Genomic DNA, 17115 nt, shown 5'->3' with positions numbered 1-17115 from the left:
GCTCAGGCGTGGGTCCGGGGCCCCGACAGCTCCGGGACCGCGAGGTCCAGCAGCTCGCCGACCGGCCGGTCCGCGTCCAGGGTCAGTCCGGCCTCGTCGTCGCCGAGCGGTTCGAGGGTCGCGAGCTGGGAGTCCAGCAGCGCGGGCGGCATGAAGTGGTCGCGCCCGGTCATCCGGGCGAGCAGCACGTCCCGGTCGCTGTGCAGGAGCAGGAACGCGGCGTGCGGAGCGTGCCCGCGCAGCCGGTCGCGGTAGGCGCGGCGCAGCGCCGAACAGGCGATGACGAGTCCGGAGCCGTCGTGGCGGGCGAGCTCGGCGCCGACGATGTCGAGCCAGGGCCACCGGTCGTCGTCGGTGAGGGGCACACCCGCGCTCATCTTCGTGACGTTCGCCGCGGGGTGGAGACCGTCGGCGTCGGTGAACCCGAGGCCGAGGCGGGCGGCGAGAGCGGCGCCCACGGTGGACTTGCCCGACCCGGACACCCCCATCACGACGACCAGCGGTGCGGCCGGCTGGGGATCGGGCTGCTGCGTCGTCATCGGGCGGCTCCTCGCCGACGGTGGATCCGTGTCGAGTCTGATCGTATCGACACCCCGGCGAGCGGTGATCGTGCGCACGCGCGCCCGCGCCCGCTCGCCGCCGGTGTCACGTCCGTGCGCTTCCCGCCCGGAACGCTCTGCGTCGCGCGCTGCCGGTCCCGTCCGGAAATGAGAGGATCGCGACACCGGCGGGGGTCTCGCGGACGGCGCGCCCCGGCGATCGGCGCTGCGTGTCCCTGCCGGAGCCGCGTCCGCGATTGTGATGAACAGGTGTCGCGGGACGTAGCACTCGGTCGTCCGCGATCGACCACATTCCGGACCCGGTACGGGTCCGGATGCTCGGTGTCGCACCGGGCCGTCCGTCCGGAACTATCGAGTGAGATGATCTCGCAATGTCGGTTCAGCGGGTGATCGAGGAGCTCCAGAACCTCGGCATGTCGGGCTACGAGGCCAAGGCCTACGTCGCCCTGGTCGCCGCGGGCGAGCCGGCGAACGGCTACGAGGTGGCGAAGCGCTCCGGGGTGCCCCGGAGCACCGTCTACGAGACGCTCGGCAAGCTCGTCGGGCGCGGGGCGGCCTACGAGGTGCGCGGCGACGTGGACGGCGTCGGCTATGTCCCGCTGCCGCCGGCGTCGCTGCTGGAGCGGATGCGCCGCGACTTCGACCACTCGCTGGACACCCTGGAGAGCGAGCTCCCGTCGCTGATGTCGCCGTCCCAGGTGCGGCTCGTGCACTCGCTGTCCGAACGCCGGACGCTGGTCGACCGCGCCGAGGACGTCGTCGCGTCGGCTCGTACCGAGCTGTTCGTGTCCGGCTGGCCGCAGGACCTCGACGAGCTCAAGCCGATCGTGCGCCGGGCCGAGGAGTGGGGCGTGCACGTCTCGGCCGTGGTGTTCGGGCCGGACGACGACCCGGTCGGCTGGACCACCGAGCACCGGTTCTCCAGCCCGGACGTCGTCGAGGCCTACCTCGGGCGGCGGCTGCTGGTCGTCGTCGCCGACCGGCGGCAGGCGGTCATCGGCGGGCTGAGCGCCGAGCAGAGCTGGGGACTCTACACCGACGACCCGGCGACCGTGCTGCTCGCCGAGGACTACGTGCGGCACGACATCGCCCTGCACATGGTCGCCGAGCGGTTCGCCGACGACGGGTTCGCCGACTTCTGGCTCGGCGACCCCGGCATCGCCCGGCTCCGCGAGCTGCGGGCCGCCGCCCTCGGTGCGCCCGGTCCGGGCGACCCCGACGACGATGACGAGCCCGAACGCCGGACCGGCTGAGCGGCCGGCCACGGGGTGCACCCCCCTGCGTGGGCCGGGGAATGCGGCGTGTAGTGTCCTCCATGTCGCAAGGGGCTGTGGCGCAGCTGGTAGCGCACTTGACTGGCAGTCAAGGGGTCAGGGGTTCGAATCCCCTCAGCTCCACTCTGATCGTGAGGCCGGAACCAGGCTGCTGGTTCCGGCCTTCTGCGTTGCTAACCTGCGACGACGGAGAATTTCTTGATCCTAATATGATCATCTTGAATACTCTTGTTCGAGTCCACTGAGATCCTGAACTGGAGCCAGTCTGGAGCACGCTGCTCCGGATCTCAGGACACATGCATCGACGCCACGGCCCGGGCCGGCAGGGCCGGGTGTGAGAGGGCTGGTTGGGTAGCCGGTCTGGAGTTGGTCCTGGCCGTTCATGGTGTCGACCACGCGGACGCGGGTGCCGTCGGGACTCCATGCTCGCAGGTAGGCCCTCGGTACGTAGTGGTGCCTTCGCGACGGGCAGTCACGGCGGTGGGCCCTTCTTCGACCCGCGTCCTGTACTCCGCGACGTGCGGAACGAGGCTCTCCCTGCCCCGGTGAGGGGGACCTTCCCCCATGGATCCGCGACCTGCTCCACGACTTTCCACGACACGTAGCCGTCATCCCCGACCGCTACTTGACGGCGACGCCGACGACAATTCCGTGCATCCCGCGGTGATCGGGCGTCGTGTCGATCTGGTCGCGGACCTCGGGCAGGTTGTGGTCACCTGCGATGGCGTCGAGGTCGCCCGTCACCGCAGGTGCTGGGCGCGGCATCAGAGCGTCACCGACCCGGTTCACGCCGCTGCGGCGGGCCGGCTGCGCAGCGCGCGTCGTGCCCAGACCCGACCGGGCTCGACGCCAGCGTCGAGCACCGCGACCTGGCCGACTACGACCGCATCTTCAACCTCACCGCGCAGAACAGCTAGCGGCCGGGTCCCGGACGGCTGGTCCGCGAGATGCGAACCATCGGTCGCTTTCTCTCTTGTGAAGGCTCCTGTGCACTGCTAGCTTTCCCGTCAGCACAGGACGCTCTGAGCGAATCGTTGTTCGTCCGCGAGGTCGACGGCCCACAGGTCGTGCGGCCTCGAGCGCCGTTCGTCGGCCGATCCCGCTGATCCGCCGAACGCTCCACCACGTCCGCGCTTGCCTCGTCCGGTCGCCGCTGCGCTGCGTCACCTACCGCAGTGCGCCGGATCGTCTCGGCAGGGGTTCTCACGAGAGGACGACGATGACGTCGTACCAGGCTCAACGGTCAGCTCGCGGTTCCACCGGTGCGCACGGCGGTCGACCGTGCTGAGCGTGCGCGGACTCGAGGTCCGGTACGGGCGCTCGGTGCGCGCACTCGAAGGGATCGACCTGGCGGTCGAGACCGATGGTGTGCTCGCGGTGCTGGGCGGCAACGGTGCCGGGAAGTCGACGTTGCTGCGCGCGGTGTCGGGCACCGTGCGCCTGCACGGCGGGGCGGTCTCGGCGGGCGAGATCCGGCTGCGGGACGAGCGGATCGACCGGCAGGACCCGGCCGAGATCGTGCGGCGCGGGGCGGTGGCGGTGCCCGAGGGGCGTCAGGTCTTCGCCCGGATGACCGTGGAGGAGAACCTGCGCGCGGGTGGGCTGGGCGCACGCTCGGCCGCGGTACGCACCGCTGCTCGCGCCCGGGTCGCGGAGCTGTTCCCCGTGCTGACCGAACGCGCGGGCCAACGCGCCGGGCTGCTGTCCGGCGGCGAGCAGCAGATGCTCGCCATCGGTCGCGCGCTGATGTCCGGTCCCGACCTGCTGCTGCTCGACGAGCCGTCGCTCGGCCTGGCCCCGCAGATGGTGGGCCGGATCGCCCGGATCGTCGGCGAGATCCATGCCCAGGGCACCGCGGTGGTCCTGGTCGAGCAGAACGCGTCGATGGCGCTGGAGGTCGCCGAGTCCGCAGTGGTGCTCGAGGTCGGGCGGATCGCGCTCGCGGGCCCGGCAGCCGAGCTCGCCGCCAGCGACGACGTCCAGCGTCTCTATCTGGGCGGGCACGCCGAGTCCGAGGAGCAGGCGGAGGCCGAGGTCGCCGAGGCGCGGGTCCACCGGTCGCGCCGGAGCCTGTCGAGGTGGGCGGGATGAGCTCACCGCGGATGCCGTCGTCGGAGCAAGCAGATCCGGCAGAGCAGGCGGAGCACGGAGAGCAGGCCGAGGGGGCCGACCGGAAAGGGACGGTGCGCGAGGACGTCGCGCCGCTGTCGGTCGAGGCGGTCACGCTCCGGTTCGGCGGGGTCACGGCCCTGTCGGAGGTGTCGTTCACCGTCGCACCGGGTGCGGTGCACGCCCTGATCGGCCCGAACGGCGCGGGCAAGTCCAGCTGCTTCAACGTGATCAGCGGGCTGTACCGGCCGACGTCGGGCCGCGTCCGGCTGGGGGAGCGGGTGCTCACCGGCGCGGCACCGCACACACTCGCCGCGCTCGGCGTCGGACGGTCCTTCCAGAACATCGCGCTCTCCCCGCACAGCACGGTCCGGGACAACGTGCTGCTCGGCCGACACCCGCTGACCCGGGGCGGGTTCCTGGCGGGCGGACTGCGGCTGGGGCGGGGCTCCGAGCGGCGGCACGTGGCCCGGGCGGAGGAGATCTGCGCGTTCCTCGGGGTCGAGGACCGGCTCGACGACCCGGTCGCGGCCCTGCCCTACGGGGTGGCGAAGCGGGTCGACATCGCCCGCGCCCTCGCGGTCGAGCCCACGGTGCTGCTGCTCGACGAGCCGGCCGCGGGTCTGAACGCCACCGAGACCGCCGAGATGGGCGTGACGATCCGCGATCTCGCGGACGCGCTGGGGATCTCGGTCCTGCTGGTCGAACACGACATGGGGTTGGTGATGGGGATCGCGGACCGGGTGAGCGTCCTGGACTTCGGCCGGTTGATCGCGGACGGGCCACCCGAGCAGGTGCAGGCCGACCCCGAGGTCGTGCGGGCCTACCTGGGGGTGGCCGAATGAACACGTTCCTGCAGCTGGTGCTGAACGGGCTGGGCAAGGGCGCGGTCTACGCGCTGCTCGCGCTCGGCTTCGTGATCATCTTCAAGGCGACCGGGGTCGTGAACTTCGCGCACGGCTCGCTCGTGCTGGTCGGCGGTTACCTCGTCTACGCCTCGCGGGACGCGCTCGGCTGGGCCGGGGCCGCGGCACTCGGTATCGCCGCCGCGGCGGTCGCCGCCCTGCTGATCGAACGGCTGCTGGTGCGCAACGCTCACGGCGCGGACGACAAGAGCCTGGCGCTGCTCACCATCGGGGTGGACGTGGTCCTCACCGAGGAGATCGTCCGGCGGTTGGGCAACGACATCCCGTTCATCGGCGACCCCTACGACGCGGCCCCGATCCAGCTCGCGGGCCTGACGGTGTTCCGCACCCAGCTGGTCGCGCTGCTCGTCGGCACCGTGCTGATCACCGCGTTCTTCCTGGCCTTCCGGTTCTCGAACTGGGGTGTCGCGATGCGGGCGCAGGCGGAGAACCCCGAGGCCGCGGCGCTCATGGGGATCCGCAGCTCGCGGGTCACCGCGACCGCGTGGCTGCTCGCGGGCGCGCTCGCCGGGGTCGCGGTGCTGTTCATGGCGACGCAGGACTTCACCGGCGCGGGGCTGGGTCACGGGACGCACGCGATCGCGTTGATCGCCTTCCCGGCCGCGATCCTCGGCGGGCTCGACTCGACCGGGGGAGCGGTCGTCGGCGGGTTGGTCGTGGGGCTCACCGAGGCGCTGTCCGCGCAGTACATCTCGTTCGAGTTCTCCAAGAGCGCGGTGTTCCTGGTCATGCTGGCGGTCCTGGTGTTCCGGCCCAGCGGGTTGTTCGGGACGAGGGAGCTCAGTCGTGTCTGAGGTCCTCGAAGCCGAACGCGTCGCGCCTCCGGCGCGCGGGCCCCGTCGCTCCTGGCCGACGATCGCCGCGGTCGTCGTGCTGATCGTGGTGCTGGTGCTGTTCCCGGTGTTCGCCGGTGTCGCCTATCTCAAGGCGGGGCAGTACGTGCTGATCGGCGTGGTCGGGGCGGTCGGGTTGACCCTGCTCGTCGGGCAGGCGGGGCAGCTGTCGCTCGCCCACCCGTTCTTCCTGCTGGTCGGGGCGGTGAGCTACGCGGTCCTGGCGGGAGAGCCGGGGGAATCGGGCGATCTCGTCGGGCTGGGGTTGCCGCCGCTGCTCGCGGTGGTCGGCGCGGTGGCGATCTGCGCGCTCGGTGGGCTGGCGTTCTCGCCGGTCTCGGGGCGGTTGCGCGGGATCTACCTCGGCGTCGCCTCGCTCTCGCTGGTGTTCCTGGGCCTCTACCTGGGCCAGTCGCTGGACATGCTCTCCGGCGGGACGTCGACGGGGCGGACCCCGCCGACGTTCGAGCTGTTCGGGTTCCGCTTCGCCAACTCCGACCCGGCGCCGACGATCCTCGGCGTCGCGATCCAGAAACAGCAGCGGCTCTGGTACCTGTTCCTGGTCCTGGCCGCCGGCGCGTACCTGCTGGCCCGTGGCGCCGTGCGCAGCCGGGTCGGTCGTGCGTGGCGCGCGGTGCGGGACAACGAGGCCGCGGCCACCGCCATGGGCGTCGACGTGGCGCGGGCCAAGGCCCAGGCCTTCACGGTGTCCTCGGCCTTCGCCGGGCTCGCCGGCGTGATGACGGCGCTGTGGCTCGACCTGGTCAAGCCGGACGAGAACGAGTTCACCGGCACCTACTCGATCACCGTCGCGATCGCGTTCCTGGCGATGGTGCTGATCGGTGGGCTCGGCTCGATCCCCGGCGCCGTCGCCGGGGCGGTGCTGGTCAACGGCCTGCCACAGCTGCTCACCCTGGGCGCCACCGAGTTCGGCTGGTCCATCGGGACGTTGTCCCCCGTGCTGATCAGCGCCTTCGTCTACGGCGCGGCGATCGTGCTGGTCGTGCTGTTCGAACCCGGCGGGCTCGCCGCCGTCGGCCGCAGGCTCACCTCACGGAACGGAGATCGATGATGATCGTGCGCAGGCATCTGGCCGTGCTCGCAGGCGGCCTCGCCGCCGGCCTGTTGCTGGCCGCGTGTGGCAGCACCGCGGACGACGGTGCGGCGAGCCGCGAGTCCGGTGGCGTCCGTACCGACAAGGGCGTCACGGACACGACGATCACCCTCGGCGTCATGACCGACCGAACCGGGGTGTTCAAGAACTTCTCCGAGGCCCTGACCGGCGGTAACGAGCTGTGGGTCGCCGACGTCAACACTGCGGGCGGGATCTGCGGCCGCGAGATGGCGCTCGAGATCGTGGATCACGGCTACCAGGCGGACACCGCGAAGGCGCTCTACCCGCAGCTCGAACCGAAGGTCCTCGGCATCACCCAGCTCGTCGGGTCACCGGTGCTCGCCGCGCTCAAGCAGAACCTGATCGACGACAACGTGCTGACCGCACCGGCGTCGTGGTCGTCGGAGATCCTCGACAACCCGAACATCATGATGATCGGGACGACCTACGACCTGGAGATCATCAACGGCCTGGCCTACCTGCAGCAGCAGGGACTGATCGCCAACGGCGACACGATCGGCCACATCTACATCGACGGCGAGTTCGGCGGGAACGGCCTGCGTGGCTCGCAGTACTACGCCTCCCGGCACGGCATGACCGTGCGGGAGGCCAGGATCACCTCCACGGACAACGACCTGGCCAACATCGTCACCGGGTTCAAGGGCGCCGGCGTGACGGCGATCGTCCTGACGACGACGCCGGGGCAGACCGCATCGGCCACGGCGACCAACGCCGCGCTCGGGCTGGACGTCCCGGTGCTCGGCAACAACCCGATCTTCGACGCCGCGCTGCTGGACGGCCCGGCGGCCGGGACGCTGGACAAGCTGTACGTGGTCGCGTCGAGCCCGCCGTTCTCGTCGAGCACACCGAAGGCCCGGGAGATCGCCGACGACTACCGGGCGACCTACCCCGACAAGCCGCGCAATCTCGGGGTCCAGGCCGGGTACGTCGAGGGACTGGTGTGGCAGGCGGTGCTGGAGCAGGCCTGCGAGAACGGCGACCTGACCCGGGCGGGGGTGCAGACCGCGCTGCAGTCGCTGACGTCGGTCACGACCGAGGACCTGGTCGCGCCGCTCGACTACAGCGTCCCGGGTGCCCCGCCGGCCCGCGGGGTCTCCATCGCCACGGTGGACCCGGACGCCGAGGGCGGGCTGACCGAGGCCGCCCCGCTGTTCACCGCGCCCGAGGCGGCCGACTACCGGGCGCCCCACCAACAGCCCTGATCCGCGAGTCGCCGCCGCGCCGCGCGCGGGCGGGACGGCTCCGTGTCCGACAAGGAGATCGATGATGATCCGACGGCGACGGGCGACGACGACGGGGATCGCCGCGCTCACGGTGCTGCTGCTCTCCGCGTGTGGATCCACTGCGGACACCGCTGCCGGGGGCCCGGGGAGCGACTCCCTGCGGACCGGCACCGGCGTCACCGACACCACCATCTCGCTCGGTGTCATGACCGACCGGACGGGTCCGTTCAAGAACTTCGGCACGGCCGTGACGGCCGGCAACCAGCTGTGGGCCGACGACGTCAACGAGGCGGGCGGGATCTGCGGGCGGCGGATCGCGTTCGAGAGCGTCGACCACGGCTACCAGGCCGACACGGCGAAGACGCTCTACCCGCAGCTGGAGCCGACGGTGCTCGGCATGGTCCAGCTGCTCGGGTCGCCGATCACCGCGGCCCTGTCGGGCAACGTCGTCGACGACGGCATGATCGCCGCAGCCGGCTCGTGGTCCTCGGAGATCCTCGACAATCCGCACCTCATGGTGGTGGGAACGACCTTCGACCTGGAGGTCGTCAACGGCCTGTCCTACTTCCAGCAGCAGGGCTTGATCGCAGACGGCGACACCATCGGCCACATCTACATCGACGGCGAGTACGGCGGCAACGGGCTGCGCGGCTCGCGGTACTACGCCGAGCTGCGCGGCCAGCAGGTCCGCGAGGTGAAGATCACCTCCACCGACACGGACCTGACGAACGTCGTCACCGGACTGCGCAGCGACGGGGTGACGGCGATCGTGCTGAGCACCTCGCCGGGACAGACGGTCTCGGCCCTGGCCGCGAACACGGCACTGGGGCTGGACGTGCCGGTACTCGGCAACAACCCGAGCTTCGATCCGTCGATCCTCTCCGCCCCCGCGGCGGGGGCGCTCGACCGGCTCTACATCGCCGCCTCCGTCGCGCCGTTCGCCTCCGCGACGCCGAAGGCGCGCGAGGTGGCCGAGACGTTCCTCGGTGACCCGGGTGGGGTCGAGCCCGCGTTCGGCATCCACTACGGCTACGCCGGGGGGATGGTCTGGGGAGAGGTGCTGCGGAAGGCCTGCGCCGATGGTGACCTGCGACGGGAGGGCGTACTGAGCGCGCTGCGCTCGCTCAGCTCGGTGAGCACGGACGACCTGGTCACGACCCTTGACTACAGCTCTCCCGGGGCCCCGCCGACCCGCGGCGTCTACATCGCCCGCGTCGACCCGGGCGTCCCGGGAGGCCTGCAGGAGGTGGCGCAGCTGTTCACGGCGCCGGACGCGACGACCTACCGCACACCGCACCAGTCCTGATCCACAACAAGTGCGAATGATCAGTCGCATTTGCTGGTAGCTGATCCTCTGAACTGCTAGCTTGATGAAGTCGCATTGCGAACGATCGTTCTTCTCGACGCCGGCATCGGTGGATGCCGAGCGAGACGCGAAATGGAGGACCCATGACTGCCCTCGACCGCGGACCGGCGGGCCTCGCGCCCGCCTTCGGCCGACACGAGCACCGCACGGGAGCCCGGGAAGCCGCTCAGGCCCTGATCGAGAACGGGGTGACGGACCTCTTCGGGATCCACGGCTACATCAACCCCGTGATCGAGGAGGCGGTCCGCCTCGGCGCGCGGATGTGGCACTTCCGCCACGAGCAGGCCGCCGGCTTCGCCGCCGAGGCCTACGGGCGGATCACCCGCAAGCCGGGCGTGTTCTTCGTGTCGGCGTCGGCGGGCATGGCCAACGCGCTCTCGTCGCTGTCCCAGGGCATCGGCACCCGCAGCCCGATCCTGCTGCTGGTCGGCCAGCACGGCACCGCCGGCGACCACCTGGGGATCTTGCAGGAGGGGTACGCGGCGGAGTGCTTCACGACCGTCGCCAAGTGGACCCACCGGATGACCGACTGGGAGCTCAACTCCTACTGGGTGCACAAGGCGATCACCGACTCGGTCACCTATCCGGCCGGGCCGGTGGTGCTGGAGTTCCCGCTGAACAACCAGTGGGCCCAGGGCGATGCGGTGCAGCGCAAGTACGTGCCGGGCACCGGCGAGACCCCGGTCGTCCCGCGGACCCAGGCCGACCCGACCCGGGTCACGGACGCGGCGACGATCCTGGCGGACGCCGAGCGGCCGGTGATCCTGGCCGGGGACGGCGTGCACTGGTCGGACGGGTCGGCACAGCTGGTGGAGCTCGCCGAGTACCTCGACGCCCCGGCGGGCGCCCGGCGCACCGCCCGCGGCGCGATCAGCGAGAGGCACCCGCTCGCACTGGCGGCGGGGTACCGCGGTCGGATGCTGCGTGCCGCGGACGTGGTGCTGCTGGTGGGGCTGCGAGCCGGTGAGCTGGAGTCGTGGTTCGAGCCGCCGGACTGGCCCGCTCCCGGCGCGACCCGCTACATCCAGGTCCAGGAGACCGCCGAGGACCTGTGGTGGGGGCTGGACTCCGAGGTCGACCTGGTCGGTTCCAGCCGTCTGGTGCTGGGCCAGCTGCTGGACGCGGTCCGCGAACGGCGGGGGACCGCCGACCCGGTCTCGCGTCCGGAGTGGATCGCCGAGCTGGGCGCCGCGCGGGCCGCGTTCGCCGAGAACCGGGCGGCCCATCTCGAGGTGGTACGGGACCGCACCCCGATCCACACCTGGGAGCTCGCGCAGGCGATCGCCGACGAGGCGGACCCGGACGCCACGATCATCTACGACTCCTACCAGGGATCGCTCTACCTCACCGACGCCGTGCAGGCCGTCCGGTCCGCGCAGATCCTCGACGCCGGCCCGCGCGTCGCGCTCGGGCAGGGGGTCGGGATGGCGTTCGGCGCCGGCGTCGCGCGTCCCGACACCCAGGTGATCAGCCTGATCGGCGACGGCGGCATCGGCCTGGCCGGCATGGACATCGAGACCCTGACCCGCTACGGCATCCCGGCCGTGCTCGTTGTGCTCAACAACAGCTCCTGGGGTGGCAACTCGCTGATGCGCGAGGACATCCAGCCCCACATCGGGTCCTGGGACATGACCCCGGGGCTGCGCTACGACGAGGTCTTCGCCCCGCTCGGCGCGCACGTCGAGCACGTCGAGGACGCGGCCGACCTGCGGCCCGCGCTGCGCCGGGCGCTGGACTCCGGGAAGGTCGCCGTGATCGACGTCGTGGCGGACTCGGAGAGCATCGAGGCCTCGCTGCCCTGGCTGCGGCTCAAGATCGGCGAGTTCTACTCGCGCGGCATCGAGGACCTGTCCGAGGGGCTGGTCGCGCACTTCCGGGCGTTGTCCCGGGTGGAGGCGCTGCGGCTGCACAAGTCGGCGCTCGACAACGGGACCCGGATGCCGATGTCGTTCATCGCCGAGCTGTGCGGCCACCCCGAGAGCGAGCTCGAGGCGCTCGCCCGGACGTCCGGCTACCGCTACTGAGCGGACGGGGGACACGATGACGATGCAGATCGATGCGGCCGGCACCGCGGGAGCCGGCCGCACCGGCGAGTTCTGGGATCTGGCCCGGGAGACCATGCCGCCCGCCCAGCGGGCGGAGCTCGTCCTCGGGCGGGTGCAGGCACAGCTCCGGCGCGCCTACGACGGGATCCCGTTCTACCGCGCCCACTACGAGCGCCACGACTTCCACCCCGACCAGGTGCGCTCGCTCGCGGACTTCACCGCGAAGGTCCCGGTCGTCACCAAGAAGATGCTGGTCGCCGACCAGCGGGAGCATCCGCCGTTCGGCTCCTACGCGGGCGTCGACCGCGCCGAGATCGCCCGGGTGCACGGCTCGTCCGGGACCTCCGGAGCACCCACCCTCTACGGGATCTCCGGCCGGGACTGGCTCCGGAGCGAGGAGGTCTGCCGGATCGCGCTCTGGTCGGCCGGGGTGCGTCCGCGCGACATCGTGCAGATCTCGTTCCCGTTCGGACTGTTCCTCGGGGGTTGGGGGCTGCTGCAGGCGTGCGAGGTCCTCGGCGCGGGCGCGTTCCCCGTCGGGAGCCTGATGCCCACCGACCAGCAGCTCGAGCAGATGCTCGGGCTGCGGGTCGACGCCCTCGTCGCGACCCCGTCCTACGCCCTGCACCTGGGTCGGCGTGCGGCCGAGCTCGGGCTGGACATGCACGCCGCCGCCCTGCGCACGGTGATCGTGGCGGGGGAGCCGGGTGGCAGCACCCCGGAGGTGCGGGATGCGATCTCGCGGAACCTCGGCGGCCCGTTCGTGATCGACCTGGGCGCGGGCGCCTCGTCGGAGATGCATCCGTTCTACGCCAACGTGGGGTGCCGGCACGCTCCCGACGGCGGGGTCCACCTCGTCCAGGACGAGAACTACACCGAGGTCGTCGACCGGGACGACCCGAACGTCGCGGTGCCGGTGGGGACCAGCGGCGCCGTCGTCGCCACCCACCTGTGGCGGGAGTCCCAACCCATGATCCGGTTCTGGCTGGGCGACGAGGCGGTCCTGGACGACGCGCCGTGCGCCTGCGGGCGCACCTACCCGCGGCTGCCACGCGGGGTGTACGGGCGGCTCGACGACATGCTGCTCGTCCGCGGCGCGAACGTGTACCCCAGCGCGGTCGAGGCCGTCCTGCGCGACCACGCCGCGGGCGGCGGCGAGTACCGGATCGTCGTCGAGCGCCGCGGCGACCTGGACGAGCTGCGGGTCGAGCTGGAGACCGACGGCAGCGTGGCCGATGCCGCGCGGGTGGACCTGGAGGCGCGGCTGAAGGACCGGCTGATGGTCCGCACCGGCGTACGGTTCGTGCCGGAGGGGACCTTCGAGCCGCAGGTCTTCAAGGCCCGGCGGGTGATCGACCACCGGGGGTGATCGCGGCGTTGCTACCGTTGCCGGCGCAGCGGGGACGATGAGCGAGGGGCCCGACACGATGGCGACCAGGCGGGGGCCGAACCGACGCTCGGCGGAGCGCCTCGAACTGATCACCAGGACGGCCTCGGTCGAGATCACGAAGCACGGTTTCGACAACCTGTCGGTCAGCGACCTGGCCGAGGCGGCCGGGCTGAGCGTCGGTGGCATGTACCGCTACATCACGACCAAGACCGACCTGCTGGTCATGGTGTGCCGGAGCATCTACGACGGGGTGCGCGAGCAGCTCGGCGAGATCGCCGCGGGCGACGGGCCGCACGACGAGAAGCTGCGCGCCGCGATCGAGGTCTACCTGCGCGAGTGCGAGAACCGGCAGGCGCAGATCGCGATGGTCTACCGGGAGTACCGGAGGCTGCCCGAGGACGCGCAGCGGTTCTTCATGTCCCGTGAGCGGGCGATCGCGGACGTGTTCGCCGACCTCGTCCGCGCCGGCCGCGCCAAGGGCGTGTTCCGCCCGGTCGACGCCACCGTGGTGGCCACGGACATCGTGTTCCTGGGGCACATGCCGTCGTTCAAGGGCTGGGCGCTGCGCGGCGAGGTGACCCCGGAGGCCCTGCGCCACGAACAGGTAGAGCTCGTCCTGCGCGGGTTGCGTCAGGCCGAGTAGGCCGACGTCGGGGCCGGGCCGGTCCGCTCGACGTAGCGGACCAGGGCGGCGGTCGTGCGTTCGATGTGTTCGCGCAGCGCCCGGGTGGCGCCCGCCTCGTCCCGTGCGACGGTGAGCTCGGCGATGGCCCGGTGCTCGGCGGCGATGTCGCGGTCGGCCTCGTGGGCGAACTCCTGGGACCAGTGCCGGTAGAGCTCGGCGCAGTCGCGCAGACCGGTCGCGATCCCCTCGAGCCGTGCGGAGCCACAGCCCGCGAGCAGGGCGTTGTGGAAGGTGCGGTGCGCGACGGTGAAGTCCGGGGCGACGTGTCCGTCCGCCGTCGTCATGCGGGTGCCGGCCAGAGTGTGGTGTGTGGCGAGCACGGCGGACTCCCAGGCGAGGTCACCGAACTTGATCGACTCCGAGAGGGCCAGGGTCTCGATCAGTACGCGGGCCCGCGTCAGGTCCTGCAGTGCGTCGACGGTCAGCGTCGCGACCGCGAAGCCTCGCTGCGGTGTCGCCTCGACCAGGCCCTCGCCGGCCAGGCGGGTGACCGCCTCGCGGACGACGGAGAGGCTGACGCCGTACCGCGCGGTGAAGTCGCCGATCTTGAGCTTGCTGCCGGGCTCCAGCTCCCCGTTCAGAAGGCTGGCGCGGATCCGGTCGTAGACCTCCTGGACGCGGGTGGGCTTGACGGGAGGACCGACCATGCCGGCAGTCTAGCGCCGCACGCCGATATGTGGGTCGGCGGTCATTAATATCGATTTTCTCTTGACCTGTCGATTATGGCCCGGCAAGGTGGACCCGCGCCGGCTCCGCGGGTGACCGCGGCGCCAGGCCTCGAACGGCCCCCGCGCGAGCGGGTTCGTGAGTCCGTTCCTCGTCCGTCACGAGCATGGAGGCTCCATGACCGACATCCGGGTCCCCGTCCTCGTCATCGGTGGCGGCGTCGCCGGCCTGACCGCCTCGATGACGCTGGCCACGCTCGGTGTCGACTCGCTGCTGGTCAGCTCACTCCCCACGACCTCGACGCTGCCCAAGGCGCACGTCATCAACCAGCGCTCGATGGAGATCTTCACCGAGGTGGGGGTGGCCCCGGAGGTCCAGGCCCGCAGCACGCCGGCGGCCAACATGCGGGCGACGGCCTGGTACGCCGGGCTGGCCGGAGAGCACGAGGACTACGGGCGCAAGCTGGCCGAGCTCGAGATCTGGGGTGCCGGTTACACCGACCCCGACTTCATCGCGGCGAGCCCGTGCCGTACCTGCAACCTGCCCCAGCTCCGGCTCGAGCCGGTGCTGAAGAAGCATGCGGAGACGCTCACCCCGGGCGGCGTCCGGTTCCACCACGAGGTCGTCGACCTGGTTCAGGACGACGACGGGGTCTCGGTGACCGTGCTCGACTGCGGCACCGGCTCGACCTACCGCGTGCGGGCCGACTACGTCATCGCCGCTGACGGTGGCCGCACCGTCGGCAGGCTGCTCGGTGTGGAGATGGAGGGGCCCCGGGACATCATGAAGATGGTCTCGGTCCACATGTCCGCCGACCTGTCCCGGTGGGCCACCGACGACGACGTGCTGATCCGGTGGCTGTTCAACCCCGATTTCGGGGCCGCGTGGAGCGGCGTACTGGCCCCGATGGGTCCCGACCACTGGGGGCCGGCGTCGGAGGAATGGGCCTTCCACATGCAGTACGCCACCGACGACCCCGAGGCGATGCAGGAGGAGAAGGTGCTGGCCCGCATGCGGGCCACGCTGGGTCTCCCGCCGGACGCGGTGCCGACCGTGCACCGGATCAGCCAGTGGGTCATGGAGGGCGTCATCGCCGACCGGTTCCGGGTGAGCCGGGTGTTCCTCGCGGGCGACGCCGCGCACCGGCACCCGCCGACCGGCGGTCTGGGCATGAACTCGGCGGTGCACGACGTGTACAACCTGGGTTGGAAGCTGGCCGCGGTCCTCGCCGGCCGCGCCGGCGACGCGCTGCTCGACACGTACGAGGTCGAGCGGAGGCCCGTGGACCAGCAGAACATCGACAGCGCGATCGCCAGCGCGATGAACCACTTCGCGATCAACGAGGTCCTCGCGCTCTCGGCGGAGAAGACGCCCGAGGAGAACTGGGCCGAGCTCGCCCCGCTGCTGCACGACCTGCCGGGCTCGACGGCCAAGCGGCACGCCCTGAACCGGGCGATCGGCGCGCAGACCATGGAGTTCCGCCACCACAACGTGGAGTTCGGCTACCGCTACGACTCCTCCGCCGTCGTGCCCGACGGCAGCGCGGAGCACGTGCCGCTCGACCCGGTCCGTCTCTACGAGCCCGGCACCGCGCCCGGACACCCGATGCCGCACGCCTTCGTCGAGCGTGCGGGCGAGCGCATCCCGCTGGGAACCCTCGTGCACGGCGGGAAGTTCCTCGTGCTCGCGGGCGAGGACGGGCACGCCTGGGTCGAGGCCGCCACCAAGCTCGCCGCCGAGAGCGATCTGCCGCTGCTCGCCGGCACCGTCGGCGTGCTCGACTCGGACTTCGTCGACGTGCGATGCGCCTGGCTGAAGAACCGGGGCATCTCCTCGACCGGCGTCGTGCTGGTGCGACCGGATCGCTACGTCGCGTTCCGCTCGCTCGACGCCGTCGCCGACCCGCTCGCCGTGCTGTCCGGCGCCCTCGCCCGGGTGCTGAGCACCGCGCTGAGCTGATCCACACCGGCCTGATCCACACCCGGCTGATCCGTACCCGGCAGCAGACCCGTCGATCCCGTGAGGACGTCACCACCATGCGCATCGCCACGCTCGCCGGACGGACCGTCCTGCTCACCCCGACCGGGGCCGTCGACGTCCACGAGGCCGGCCGGGGCAGGTTCGGTCCCGACCCGTCGGCCGTGTACAGCGACTGGCAGGCGTTCGTCGAGTGGGCGGCCTCGGCCGCGCTGCCAGCCGGTCGACCGTTCGCCCCGGCCTCGCTGGGCGCGCCGGTGACCGAGCCCGGCCAGGTGTTCGCCATCGGCCTCAACTACCGCGCGCACGCCGCCGAGGGCGGGCTCGACCTCCCGGTGGAGCCACCGGTGTTCACCAAGTTCCGCACGTCGATCACCGGGCCGAACGGCGATCTCGCGCTGCCGACGGCCACTGTGGACTGGGAGGCCGAGCTGGTCGTCGTCATCGGCCGCGAGACCCGGCACGTGGCCGCGGCCGACGCGTGGGACCACGTCGCCGGGCTGACCCTCGGGCAGGACTACTCCGAGCGGACCCGCCAGCTGGTCCCGCCCGCGCCGCAGTTCTCCCTCGGCAAGTCGTTCCCCGGTTTCTCGCCGATCGGCCCCGCCGTCGTCACCCCCGACGAGTTCGCCGACCCGGACGACCTGGAGATCGGCTGCGCGGTGAACGGGGAGCAGGTCCAGAAGACCCGCACCAGCGACCTCATCTTCCCGATCCCGGTCCTGATCGAGCGGCTGTCGGCGGTCCTGCCGCTGCAGCCCGGTGACCTGATCTTCACCGGCACCCCGAGCGGTGTCGGCGTCGCGCGGAACCCCCAGCGGTTCCTGACCGCCGGCGACGAGGTCCTCACCTGGGCCGAGGGCATCGGGGAGCTGCGCCAACGGTGCGTCCCCGGCACCCCGTACGCCCCCGCGCCCTGACCCACC

General features: G+C 71.6%; 15 protein-coding genes and 1 tRNA gene. 14 read left to right on the top strand and 2 right to left on the bottom strand.

The annotated features are described in order from the left end of the window. Positions 1-2 precede the first annotated feature (2 nt). Positions 3-539 carry a gluconokinase gene (locus WIS52_RS13210; RefSeq protein ID WP_349298508.1) on the bottom strand — a complete coding sequence of 179 codons (537 nt, stop codon included), beginning with the start codon at positions 537-539 and terminating at the stop codon, positions 3-5. Between the two features lie 392 nt (positions 540-931). Here WIS52_RS13210 and WIS52_RS13205 point away from each other — a divergent pair, with 392 nt between their 5' ends. The 12 genes from WIS52_RS13205 (at position 932) to WIS52_RS13150 (ending at position 13504) form a co-directional block, all read left to right on the top strand. Continuing rightward, positions 932-1813, top strand: coding sequence for a TrmB family transcriptional regulator (locus WIS52_RS13205; RefSeq protein ID WP_349298507.1), 882 nt, complete (start codon positions 932-934; stop codon positions 1811-1813). Between the two features lie 71 nt (positions 1814-1884). Then, positions 1885-1957: transfer RNA gene (locus WIS52_RS13200), tRNA-Ala, on the top strand. 441 nt (positions 1958-2398) lie between these two features. Further along, positions 2399-2833 (top strand): Mu transposase domain-containing protein, encoded by a 435-nt coding sequence (locus tag WIS52_RS31700; protein WP_379611421.1) that lies wholly within the window; start codon positions 2399-2401, stop codon positions 2831-2833. 282 nt (positions 2834-3115) lie between these two features. Further along, positions 3116-3925, top strand: coding sequence for an ABC transporter ATP-binding protein (locus WIS52_RS13190; protein WP_349298506.1), 810 nt, complete (start codon positions 3116-3118; stop codon positions 3923-3925). Beyond that, on the top strand, positions 3913-4788 hold the full coding sequence (locus tag WIS52_RS13185; RefSeq protein WP_349298505.1) for an ABC transporter ATP-binding protein: 876 nt from the start codon (positions 3913-3915) through the stop codon (positions 4786-4788). Before WIS52_RS13190 ends, WIS52_RS13185 begins: the two co-directional genes overlap by 13 nt. Beyond that, the gene (locus WIS52_RS13180) at positions 4785-5663 is read left to right on the top strand and encodes a branched-chain amino acid ABC transporter permease (protein WP_349298504.1); all 879 of its coding nucleotides are present in this window, start codon (positions 4785-4787) and stop codon (positions 5661-5663) included. The genes WIS52_RS13185 and WIS52_RS13180 overlap by 4 nt, the downstream gene beginning before the upstream one ends. After that, a complete protein-coding gene (locus tag WIS52_RS13175) occupies positions 5656-6774 on the top strand; it encodes a branched-chain amino acid ABC transporter permease (RefSeq protein WP_349298503.1) in 1119 nt (372 codons plus the stop codon). Before WIS52_RS13180 ends, WIS52_RS13175 begins: the two co-directional genes overlap by 8 nt. Further along, positions 6774-8039: an ABC transporter substrate-binding protein gene (locus tag WIS52_RS13170; protein ID WP_349298502.1), complete on the top strand. Its 1266-nt coding sequence runs from the start codon at positions 6774-6776 to the stop codon at positions 8037-8039. The genes WIS52_RS13175 and WIS52_RS13170 overlap by 1 nt, the downstream gene beginning before the upstream one ends. Positions 8040-8103: 64 nt before the next feature. Then, positions 8104-9366 (top strand): ABC transporter substrate-binding protein, encoded by a 1263-nt coding sequence (locus tag WIS52_RS13165; protein ID WP_349298501.1) that lies wholly within the window; start codon positions 8104-8106, stop codon positions 9364-9366. 143 nt (positions 9367-9509) lie between these two features. Further along, entirely contained in the window at positions 9510-11450 is a 1941-nt protein-coding gene (locus WIS52_RS13160; protein WP_349298500.1) for a thiamine pyrophosphate-binding protein, read from the top strand. Between the two features lie 16 nt (positions 11451-11466). Next, positions 11467-12840 (top strand): phenylacetate--CoA ligase family protein, encoded by a 1374-nt coding sequence (locus tag WIS52_RS13155; RefSeq protein ID WP_349298499.1) that lies wholly within the window; start codon positions 11467-11469, stop codon positions 12838-12840. A 58-nt stretch (positions 12841-12898) separates the two neighbouring features. After that, a complete protein-coding gene (locus WIS52_RS13150) occupies positions 12899-13504 on the top strand; it encodes a TetR/AcrR family transcriptional regulator (RefSeq protein ID WP_349298498.1) in 606 nt (201 codons plus the stop codon). Here WIS52_RS13150 and WIS52_RS13145 read toward each other — a convergent pair. After that, positions 13492-14193, bottom strand: coding sequence for a GntR family transcriptional regulator (locus WIS52_RS13145; RefSeq protein WP_349298497.1), 702 nt, complete (start codon positions 14191-14193; stop codon positions 13492-13494). The two genes, WIS52_RS13150 and WIS52_RS13145, sit on opposite strands and share 13 nt — an antisense overlap. A gap of 196 nt (positions 14194-14389) precedes the next feature. On the opposite strand from WIS52_RS13145, the gene WIS52_RS13140 reads away from it, so the two are divergent. Together WIS52_RS13140 and WIS52_RS13135 are read left to right on the top strand one after the other, a co-directional pair. Continuing rightward, positions 14390-16171: an FAD-dependent monooxygenase gene (locus tag WIS52_RS13140; protein ID WP_349298496.1), complete on the top strand. Its 1782-nt coding sequence runs from the start codon at positions 14390-14392 to the stop codon at positions 16169-16171. 77 nt (positions 16172-16248) lie between these two features. Then, entirely contained in the window at positions 16249-17109 is an 861-nt protein-coding gene (locus tag WIS52_RS13135) for a fumarylacetoacetate hydrolase family protein (protein ID WP_349298495.1), read from the top strand. The last annotated feature ends 6 nt before the right edge of the window (positions 17110-17115 follow it).

This window comes from Pseudonocardia nematodicida (assembly GCF_040105385.1).
GTDB lineage: Bacteria > Actinomycetota > Actinomycetes > Mycobacteriales > Pseudonocardiaceae > Pseudonocardia > Pseudonocardia nematodicida.
The sequence above is the reverse complement of the archived record's forward strand: the minus strand, read 5'-3'. Positions and strand labels throughout refer to the sequence as shown.

Excerpts from the sequence above, each read along its gene's own strand:
- WIS52_RS13155 (WP_349298499.1), top strand. The coding sequence starts at position 11,467 with ATGACGATGCAGATCGATGCGGCCGGCACCGCGGGAGCCGGCCGCACC.
- WIS52_RS13160 (WP_349298500.1), top strand. The coding sequence starts at position 9,510 with ATGACTGCCCTCGACCGCGGACCGGCGGGCCTCGCGCCCGCCTTCGGC.
- WIS52_RS13205 (WP_349298507.1), top strand. The coding sequence starts at position 932 with ATGTCGGTTCAGCGGGTGATCGAGGAGCTCCAGAACCTCGGCATGTCG.
- WIS52_RS13150 (WP_349298498.1), top strand. The coding sequence starts at position 12,899 with ATGGCGACCAGGCGGGGGCCGAACCGACGCTCGGCGGAGCGCCTCGAA.
- WIS52_RS13165 (WP_349298501.1), top strand. The coding sequence starts at position 8,104 with ATGATCCGACGGCGACGGGCGACGACGACGGGGATCGCCGCGCTCACG.
- WIS52_RS13140 (WP_349298496.1), top strand. The coding sequence starts at position 14,390 with ATGACCGACATCCGGGTCCCCGTCCTCGTCATCGGTGGCGGCGTCGCC.
- WIS52_RS13180 (WP_349298504.1), top strand. The coding sequence starts at position 4,785 with ATGAACACGTTCCTGCAGCTGGTGCTGAACGGGCTGGGCAAGGGCGCG.
- WIS52_RS13135 (WP_349298495.1), top strand. The coding sequence starts at position 16,249 with ATGCGCATCGCCACGCTCGCCGGACGGACCGTCCTGCTCACCCCGACC.
- WIS52_RS13145 (WP_349298497.1), bottom strand. The coding sequence starts at position 14,193 with ATGGTCGGTCCTCCCGTCAAGCCCACCCGCGTCCAGGAGGTCTACGAC.
- WIS52_RS31700 (WP_379611421.1), top strand. The coding sequence starts at position 2,399 with ATGGATCCGCGACCTGCTCCACGACTTTCCACGACACGTAGCCGTCAT.
- WIS52_RS13210 (WP_349298508.1), bottom strand. The coding sequence starts at position 539 with ATGACGACGCAGCAGCCCGATCCCCAGCCGGCCGCACCGCTGGTCGTC.
- WIS52_RS13170 (WP_349298502.1), top strand. The coding sequence starts at position 6,774 with ATGATCGTGCGCAGGCATCTGGCCGTGCTCGCAGGCGGCCTCGCCGCC.